2 protein-coding genes and 2 rRNA genes (1 of these 4 cut by a window edge) are annotated in these 6,000 nt (G+C 47.6%); 3 read left to right on the top strand and 1 reads right to left on the bottom strand.

Going from position 1 to position 6,000, the window contains the following annotated elements:
• A 23S ribosomal RNA gene (locus tag M1D61_RS21920) occupies positions 1–2,752 on the top strand (it extends 171 nt beyond the left edge of the window).
• 71 nt (positions 2,753–2,823) lie between these two features.
• Positions 2,824–2,940, top strand: a 5S ribosomal RNA gene (gene rrf, locus M1D61_RS21915).
• Between the two features lie 259 nt (positions 2,941–3,199).
• Here rrf and M1D61_RS21910 read toward each other — a convergent pair.
• Positions 3,200–3,724: a hypothetical protein gene (locus tag M1D61_RS21910; RefSeq protein ID WP_458120600.1), complete on the bottom strand. Its 525-nt coding sequence runs from the start codon at positions 3,722–3,724 to the stop codon at positions 3,200–3,202.
• Positions 3,725–3,974: 250 nt separating this feature from the next.
• Between M1D61_RS21910 and M1D61_RS21905 the strand changes: the two genes are divergently transcribed.
• Positions 3,975–5,837, top strand: coding sequence for an aminotransferase class I/II-fold pyridoxal phosphate-dependent enzyme (locus M1D61_RS21905; RefSeq protein WP_458120599.1), 1,863 nt, complete (start codon positions 3,975–3,977; stop codon positions 5,835–5,837).
• Positions 5,838–6,000 lie beyond the last annotated feature (163 nt).

The raw sequence follows: 6,000 nt of genomic DNA, 5'->3' as shown, positions 1-6,000 counted from the left end.
ATGTGCAGAGGCAGACGAGGGGAACTGAAACATCTAAGTACCCTCAGGAAGAGAAAACAAGAGTGATTCCGTCAGTAGCGGCGAGCGAACGCGGAACAGCCTAAACCAAGAAGCTTGCTTCTTGGGGTTGTGGGACGTCTCTTTGGAGTTACAAAGGAACTGGGTAAGTGAAGAGGTCTGGAAAGGCCCGCCATAGTAGGTGAAAGCCCTGTAGCTGAAAGTCAGTTCTCTCCGAGACGGATCCCGAGTAGTGCGGGGCACGTGAAACCCCGTATGAATCTGCCAGGACCATCTGGTAAGGCTAAATACTCCCTAGCGACCGATAGTGAAGCAGTACCGTGAGGGAAAGGTGAAAAGGACCCCGGAAGGGGAGTGAAATAGAACCTGAAACCGTGTGCTTACAAAAAGTCAGAGCCCGATATAGGGGTGATGGCGTGCCTTTTGTAGAATGAACCGGCGAGTTACGTTCCCGTGCAAGGTTAAGGTGAAAAGCCGGAGCCGCAGCGAAAGCGAGTCTGAATAGGGCGACTTAGTACGTGGACGTAGACCCGAAACCGGGTGATCTACCCCTGTCCAGGATGAAGGTACGGTAACACGTACTGGAGGTCCGAACCCACGCACGTTGAAAAGTGCGGGGATGAGGTGGGGGTAGCGGAGAAATTCCAATCGAACCCGGAGATAGCTGGTTCTCCCCGAAATAGCTTTAGGGCTAGCCTCGGAAGGTGAGTCGCGGAGGTAGAGCACTGATTGGATGCGGGGCCCGCAAGGGTTACCAAGTTCAGTCAAACTCCGAATGCCGCAGACTTTATTCCGGGAGTCAGACAGTGGGTGCTAAGGTCCATTGTCAAAAGGGAAACAGCCCAGACCATCAGCTAAGGTCCCCAAGTGTGTGTTAAGTGGGAAAGGATGTGGAGTTGCTTAGACAACCAGGATGTTGGCTTAGAAGCAGCCACCATTGAAAGAGTGCGTAATAGCTCACTGGTCGAGTGACTCTGCGCCGAAAATGTAACGGGGCTAAACACACCACCGAAGCTATGGCTTGATGCATCGCATCAGGGGTAGGGGAGCGTTGAATTTAGGTTGAAGGTGTACCGTAAGGAGCGCTGGACAGAATTCAAGTGAGAATGCCGGTATGAGTAACGAAAAGATCAGTGAGAATCTGATCCGCCGAAAGCCCAAGGGTTCCTGAGGAAGGCTCGTCCTCTCAGGGTAAGTCGGGACCTAAGGCGAGGCCGAAAGGCGTAGTCGACGGACAACAGGTTGAAATTCCTGTACCACCGAAAGCCGTTATGAGCAATGGGGTGACGCAGGAGGGTAGTGACGCGGACTGATGGATGTCCGTCCAAGCAGTGAGGCTTGTGTGTAGGTAAATCCGCACACTCTAAGGCCAGGCTGTGATGGGGAGCGAAAATTACAGTAGCGAAGGTCATGATCTCACACTGCCAAGAAAAGCCTCTAGCCAGGAAGCAGGTGCCCGTACCGCAAACCGACACAGGTGGGCGAGAAGAGAATTCTAAGGCGCGCGGAAGAACTCTCGTTAAGGAACTCGGCAAAATGACCCCGTAACTTCGGGAGAAGGGGTGCCCCGGTAGTGTGAATAGCACGAGGGGGCCGCAGTGAAAAGGCCCAAGCGACTGTTTAGCAAAAACACAGGTCTGTGCGAAGCCGCAAGGCGAAGTATACGGGCTGACGCCTGCCCGGTGCTGGAAGGTTAAGGGGAGTGGTTAGCGCAAGCGAAGCTATGAACCGAAGCCCCAGTAAACGGCGGCCGTAACTATAACGGTCCTAAGGTAGCGAAATTCCTTGTCAGGTAAATTCTGACCCGCACGAATGGCGTAACGATTTGGGCGCTGTCTCAACGAGAGATCCGGTGAAATTTTAATACCTGTGAAGATGCAGGTTACCCGCGACAAGACGGAAAGACCCCATGGAGCTTTACTGCAGCTTGATATTGAACTGGGGTGCGATTTGTACAGGATAGGTGGGAGCCTACGAAGAGGGAGCGCAAGCTTCCTTGGAGGCGCCGTTGGGATACCACCCTGATCGCATCTGAGTTCTAACCTGGTACCGTAATCCGGTACAGGGACCGTGTCAGGTGGGCAGTTTGACTGGGGCGGTCGCCTCCTAAAATGTAACGGAGGCGCCCTAAGGTTCCCTCAGAATGGTTGGAAATCATTCGAAGAGTGTAAAGGCATAAGGGAGCTTGACTGCGAGACCTACAAGTCGAGCAGGGACGAAAGTCGGGCTTAGTGATCCGGTGGTACCGCATGGAAGGGCCATCGCTCAACGGATAAAAGCTACCCTGGGGATAACAGGCTTATCTCCCCCAAGAGTCCACATCGACGGGGAGGTTTGGCACCTCGATGTCGGCTCATCGCATCCTGGGGCTGAAGTAGGTCCCAAGGGTTGGGCTGTTCGCCCATTAAAGCGGTACGCGAGCTGGGTTCAGAACGTCGTGAGACAGTTCGGTCCCTATCTGTCGTGGGCGTAGGAAATTTGAGAGGAGCTGTCCTTAGTACGAGAGGACCGGGATGGACGCACCGCTGGTGTACCAGTTGTTCCGCCAGGAGCATCGCTGGGTAGCTACGTGCGGAAGGGATAAGCGCTGAAAGCATCTAAGCGTGAAGCCCCCCTCAAGATGAGATTTCCCAATTAGTAAGACCCCTTGAAGACGACGAGGTAGATAGGTTGGGGGTGGAAGTGCAGCAATGCATGGAGCTGACCAATACTAATCGGTCGAGGGCTTATCCAAAAAGCTTCTAAAACAGCGAAGTTTCGTTTCGGATTCAGTTTTCAGGTGATCAACACCTGCAAGGCAAGACGTTTGGTGATGATGGCGGAGGGGTTCCACACGTACCCATCCCGAACACGACCGTTAAGCCCTCCAGCGCCGATGGTACTTGGACCGCAGGGTCCTGGGAGAGTAGGACGTTGCCAAGCGACGAAAAAGAAAGACGTTATCCAACTGGATAGCGTCTTTTTTATATGGCTCCTGTTTTAATTATTAGTTTAATAAATAGTCTGATATACAAAAAGCCACCCGCTTCTTTTCTGTGAACTTAAAGAGAAGTAGCAGGTGGGTTTTATGCATTTTTACTTGATACGTTGTAATAGAGATCTTTATCGGTAATAGTCATTGGGGATCATCATCTATTCTTTTTTTCCCTTACATATAGGATAATCAGCTATTTGTTATTAGTCAGCTGATATAATAAGAAACATCTTCTTTACTCAGTTTAAGCATACCATCTTTGCGTTGTCTTGTTAGCCGCAATAAAATCATGAGGCGTGGAATGCATAGCCAGAGATGCCATACAACCAGGGAGGCAGAGAAGGAAATGGGAAGCCACATAAACAAGACGGCAGTAACGCAAAGACCGATCCATGTTGTATGTAGTAATACACGTCGGAATATCGAATAGCCCATGTATTGATCAGGCAAATAGCCAATCCAGGGATATTGGAATTGGAAATGCCATCTTTTGCGCATATGATTCACTGTCATAATGAGTACAGATCGGGATATTACAAATTGGATCCATAGCACCAGGGGAAAAGATAGCAACCAGAAGCCGATGCTCTCCCAAGAAAAATAGTACAGCTCTATAATCAATGCGATAATAGGCAGAGATAGATAGCTCCAGAACCATAGCTTAGAGATTGTCCATTTTTTGATAAGTTTGTATTGATAAAATGTTGCATTTTGCTGAGGCTCTGCTGCCATATGGGCGCAATCCACCTTTCTGCATGTTTTAAATAGTACTCCATATGTATATCGGTTTCCTACAATTATTTCAATACAGCCCTTTAGACTCAATTCTTATAGGGAATCCATTGAGCTTTATGGAAATATGAGTGTGGTAACTTACATTCGGAATCACCGGTAGAGTAGTTAGTATCATAGAACAATGCCTATTGTTATGATTATAATAAGAATACGCTATAGCGTACAATAAATTTATGGGAATGACATTATGAATTATAAAAAAAATGAACAATCTGCTATAGGGGATAAACTTTTTGAGATGGGTAATGCTGGTAATGCACGGAACGGTAGGGCACCATTGTATGAAAAGCTCGTGCGGTATGCTTCTTCCGGTCAGCGGAGCTTTCATGTACCGGGGCATAAAAATGGAACGGTATATCAATCGGCTGATTTACTGGAAGCTTTCGGGCAGGATCTGCTGGGACCTATGTTAAGAATAGATGTTACGGAAATTGAGGGGACGGATGATCTGCACCATCCAGAGGAAGTGATCTTGGAGGGACAGCAGCTGGCGGCAGAGTGTTTTGGTGCAGAAGAAACATACTGGTTGGTCGGTGGCAGTACATCAGGCAATCTGGCTTTGCTGCTAACTGCATGTACTCATCCAGGAGATATCGTTATTGTTCAACGTAATGTACACAAGTCGATTATTCACGGATTAATGATGGCTGGGGCCAAAGCTGTCTTTCTAGCACCTGATATGGAGCCTGGCAGTGAGCTGGCAGTAGTTCCTAGTTTACAGAATGTACGGGAAGCGCTGCACAATTATCCTGGAGCTAAAGCTGTTATGCTAACGGCGCCCAATTATTATGGGATAGGTACCGATCTGGCGGCAATTGCAGCAGAGTGTCATACTCATCATGTCCCCCTGCTGGTCGATGAAGCCCATGGAGCGCATTATAATCATCATCCACGCTTTCCAACCAGCGCGCTGAGAGCAGGGGCTGACGGCGTCGTACAGTCTACTCACAAGATGCTCGCAGCAATGACGATGGGAGCCATGCTGCATGTTCAAGGCCCCTTAATTAACCGTTCACTGCTGAAACAGCGTCTGACGATGCTTCAAAGTTCCAGTCCTTCTTATCCCATCATGGCTTCCCTTGATTTGAGCCGCTATTTGCTTGATATGTACGGAGCAGAATTATTTACAAAGGGACTACAGGCAAGAGATCATTTTGTGGAGGGAGTAGCTGGAAACAGCCGGTTTGGTGTATTAGAGGTAGACTCAGCTATTTATAACAAAAAATCTATGAATGGGGAAGCAGCGAAAAATACGGATGCAGATCGAGATGGGAGAAATCTATCCTGCTGGACACAGGATCCGTTTAAAGTGGTTATCTATGATCGTCTGCATCATCTGTCCGGCACACAGCTGCAAAAACTGTTGGAGCAGTACGGATGTTTTGCCGAAATGAGTGATGAACGTTATGTAGTGCTGGTGTTCAGTCTGGGGTCGCGTATGGAAGATGCTCAGCAGGCTCTGCATGCGCTGCAGCAGATTGAAGTAAAGCATAGTATAAGTATAGAAGAAAAAGGTATTAAAGAAGAAAGTGATATAAAAGAACTAAAAACATTAAAAGCATTATTCATTGATGGGAGTGCAGGAAAAGTAATAAAAGAACTGGAGAGCTTAAAGCATTTAAAAAGAGGAACGGGCTCACATTTTCTAAATGAAATCCTTGCTAATGATATGATTGCAGAGCAGGCAACTTTGAATTCAGACATATCTGTGAAGCAGTGTAATACAGACCAACCTGATTCGGATGTACAGAGTCAGGGCATCCCTCTGATATCTGAACCAATTGAATTTACAATGATACCTGTATCGGAAGAGCAGATTGAGACAGTTATACTGGAGCAGGCCAGGGGAAGAGAAAGTGCTGAAATGATCATTCCTTATCCGCCAGGAATACCGATATTGTATCCAGGTGAACGGATTGGCAGACAGGTGCATGAGCAGCTTCTGCTTGTCCGTGATAACCATATGAAAGTTCAAGGGGCAGCAGATTCCTCTCTACAAAGTATTCGTGTCTTCCAGCGATCTATACAGGATAGAATTAAAACACAATAGATATCATAAATGGTAATGTTGATGCACTGACCGACTCTTTTAAGTGATTACCACCAGACAGTTGAGTTGTTCGTCGCCTTTTCGAAACTTAAATAAAGTCATACCGATAAATTGACTCATATATAGATCGATTTATATAACATATGACCATAATAGATGAATG

Source organism: Paenibacillus sp. Z6-24, from assembly GCF_054161335.1.
This window is presented reverse-complemented; position numbering and strand designations above follow the sequence as displayed.

Excerpts from the sequence above, each read along its gene's own strand:
- M1D61_RS21905 (WP_458120599.1), top strand. The coding sequence starts at position 3,975 with ATGAATTATAAAAAAAATGAACAATCTGCTATAGGGGATAAACTTTTT.
- M1D61_RS21910 (WP_458120600.1), bottom strand. The coding sequence starts at position 3,724 with ATGGCAGCAGAGCCTCAGCAAAATGCAACATTTTATCAATACAAACTT.